We start from the raw sequence: 2,880 nt of genomic DNA on the forward strand, positions 1-2,880 counted from the left end.
GAGCCCTCTCCCGCGCCTTCGGCACGGCGCTGGGCGTGGCCGTCTTCGGCGTGCTCGCCACCCTGCTCGGCTCGGTGACCGGAGTGCTCGGGCTGTGGCCGGTCGCGGTGGCGGCGGTGTGCGCGGCGCTCATCCCCGTATCCGTACGCCACTTCGCGTTCCAGACGGCGGTGCTCACCCCGCTGCTGCTGTCCCTCGTCTACCTCGGCGGCGACACCGACCCCGGCTACACCCGGCTCACGGACACCCTGCTCGCCTGCGTGGTCGTGCTCGCCGCGGGCGCCCTGCCCGGGCTCGGCGGCCCGCGCGCCCAGGTGTCCGTCCGCCTCTCCCTCGCCGTCCGCGCCACCCGCGACCACCTGGACCGGGTGCTGACCGCCGAGGCGCCCTACGCCGAGCGGCTGCGACTGCGCCGCGAGGCCTACCGCGCCCTGGCCGATGCGCGCCGCGCCGTGGAGGTGGCGAGCGCCGAACATCCACCGTTCGGACGGGACTTGGCGGCCTGGGCGCCGGTGGTCTCCGCGCTGGAGGAGATCGTGGACGCCGCCACCGCGTGCGGTGTGCGGCTCGACCAGGGCGCGCCGTACCCCGACGCCGAACTCACCGCCCGGCTGCGCGCGGGCCTGTCCGACCTGGCCGACGCCGTCGCCGCCCGTCGCCCTCCGACGGACCTGGTCCTGCCCGCGGGGGCGGCGGTGACGGACTGCGCGACCCTCGCGGACGTCACCGCCGGGCTGCGCAGGGCCCGCCGACTCGCCTCGAACTGAGCCTCCGTGGCCCTGTGACACCGCTGTTACGGGAGGGGTGGCTTCCACCACAGCCGGTCGGGCCCGGACCTGGTGGGGTTGCGGGATGCGTATCTCCCCACTCCCCGGACGGCAGGTGGCGCAGGCGTGATCCTGGGTCTCGGTATCTCCGCAACCTGTGCCCTCGGGGCGCTGATCGCACTGCTCGGTGTCATCGCCATGGCGTTTCCGGGGCGCCCCGAGCCCTGGCCGGAGCATCTGATGCGGCGTGCCGCGGGGCTGGCCGCCTTCGCGGCGGCATCCGTCTACTCCCTCGGGCTCTTCGGTGTTCTCGCGTCCGAGCACGAGACCGACAACGGCGCGGACTCAAGTCCCGCTCCGGCATGCCGTGACGGCTTCGCGGCGGACACGGTCCGAGACCTCTCCCACTACCGGTCCTCCTATCTGCCGCTGCGTTTCGACTGCGTCCGCGACGACGGCACCAGCTACCCCAGCGACACCGACTACGTGTGGATGAACTGGACGACCCTCTACCTCCTGCTGTCCTGTGCGGTGCTGATCGTCGGCGCGGGCTATGTGTCCGAGTTCCGCGCCCGGAAGGGAGCCGAGTCTCGGCGCGGCTGACTGTACCTACTAGTATGTACAGTCACTGCCGGGTCCGACCGAAGGAGAACCGCCGCCATGCCATTCGTCCGCATCGACGCACTGAGGGCCGACGGCGAGCGGCTCGGCGCGCTCGGCCGCGCCGTGCACGACGCCCTGACCGAGACGATCGGCTTCCCGCCCGACGACCGGTTCCAGGTCCTGACCAGCCACGACGGCATCAGCAGCACCCTGGCTTACGACGACTACCTCGGCGTGCCCCGCGACGACGGCATCGTGTACATCGCGATCACCATGCGCTCCGGGCGCACCCCCGACCAGAAGCAGGCGCTGTACCGGCGGATCGCCGAACTCGCCCAGGAGTACGCGGGGACCGAGCCGCGCAACGTGTTCATCACCCTGACCGAGAACACGTCCATCGACTGGTCCTTCGGCTACGGAGCGGCCCAGTACGCGTCCTCGGACTGACGGTCACGCCAGGGCGGCACGGGCGGCCTTCGGGACGTTCCAGAAGTGGTGCATGGCGTACGAACGCCACGGCCGCCAGCCCTCGGAGTCCTCCAGGAACGCCCCGGCCCGGCTCGCCCCGGCCCGTACCGCGACATCCCCTTCCAGCAGGACGTCCGGGTCGCCCAGCGCCCGCATCCGGATGTAACCGGCCGTCCACGGGCCGATGCCGCGCAGCGCCAGCAGCTCCTTCTCGGTCCGGTCGCGGTCGGCGCCGGTGTCCAGGCGTACCGCCCCGGTGGCGAGCGCGGCGGCCAGGGTGCGCAGGGTCGCGCGCCTGCTCTCCGGCATGCCGAGGGCCGTGAGCGGGCTGTCGGCGAGGCCGTCGGCGTCCGGGAAGAGGTGGGTGAGCCCGCCGCTGGACTCCGCGAGGGGCGTTCCGTACGCGGCGACCAGGGCGTTGCCCAGCCGCTGCCCCGCGGCGACCGACACCTGCTGGCCGAGCACGGCGCGGACGGCCAGCTCATGCGCGTCGGCAGCGCCCGGTGAGCGCAGTCCTGGGCGGGCCGCCACCAGGGGCGCCAGCGTGGCGTCGGCGCCCAGCCGTTCGGCGACCGCGTACGGATCGGCGTCGAGGTCGAACAGGCGGCGGATCCGCTGGGTCGCGGTGGTCAGATCGCGCAGCTCGGTCAGGTGCAGCCGGCACTCCAGCCAACCGTCACCGGGGCGCTCGTCGACCTCCACGACACCGCTGCCGTGCGGCAGCCGCAGGCTGCGGCGATAGGTGCGCCCGCCCGGGTCGCCCGTGACCTCCTCCACGCCGGTGAGGGCGCGGCGGGCGAGATAGCCGAACACCTCCGCGGTGGCGTACGGACCGCGGTAGGCGAGCCGCAGCGGCACCCCGGCCGAGGCGGACGCCTGCGCCCGGCGCCCCACCGGCCCGAACCGGGAGGCCCGGCCCGGGCGGGCGGCGCGCAGTTCGGTCGGGGTGGCGGCGTAGATCTCCCGGATGGTGTCGTTGAACTGCCGCACACTGGCGAAGCCCGCCGCGAACGCGATCTCGGCGGCCTGGAGGTCGGTCGTC

At 73.8% G+C, this 2,880-nt stretch carries 4 protein-coding genes; 3 read left to right on the forward strand and 1 reads right to left on the reverse strand.

What is annotated here, in order from left to right; all coding sequences use genetic code 11:
* The 3 genes from SSOG_RS42340 to SSOG_RS42350 form a co-directional block, all read left to right on the forward strand.
* On the forward strand, positions 1–767 hold a 767-nt coding region (locus tag SSOG_RS42340; protein ID WP_039940058.1), incomplete at its 5' end, for an FUSC family protein.
* 126 nt (positions 768–893) lie between these two features.
* On the forward strand, positions 894–1,370 hold the full coding sequence (locus SSOG_RS42345; protein ID WP_039940060.1) for a hypothetical protein: 477 nt from the start codon (positions 894–896) through the stop codon (positions 1,368–1,370).
* Between the two features lie 57 nt (positions 1,371–1,427).
* The gene (locus SSOG_RS42350; RefSeq protein WP_009720480.1) at positions 1,428–1,817 is read left to right on the forward strand and encodes a tautomerase family protein; all 390 of its coding nucleotides are present in this window, start codon (positions 1,428–1,430) and stop codon (positions 1,815–1,817) included.
* Positions 1,818–1,820: 3 nt separating this feature from the next.
* Here the strand turns inward: SSOG_RS42350 and SSOG_RS42355 are convergent.
* A partial coding sequence (locus tag SSOG_RS42355) for an AlkA N-terminal domain-containing protein (protein ID WP_063631625.1) occupies positions 1,821–2,880 on the reverse strand: 1,060 nt, incomplete at its 5' end.

Source organism: Streptomyces himastatinicus ATCC 53653 (assembly GCF_000158915.1).
Classification (GTDB): Bacteria; Actinomycetota; Actinomycetes; order Streptomycetales; family Streptomycetaceae; genus Streptomyces; species Streptomyces himastatinicus.

Bases quoted from the DNA above. Each gene is read 5' to 3' on its own strand.
- SSOG_RS42350 (WP_009720480.1), top strand. From the start codon at position 1,428: ATGCCATTCGTCCGCATCGACGCACTGAGGGCCGACGGCGAGCGGCTC.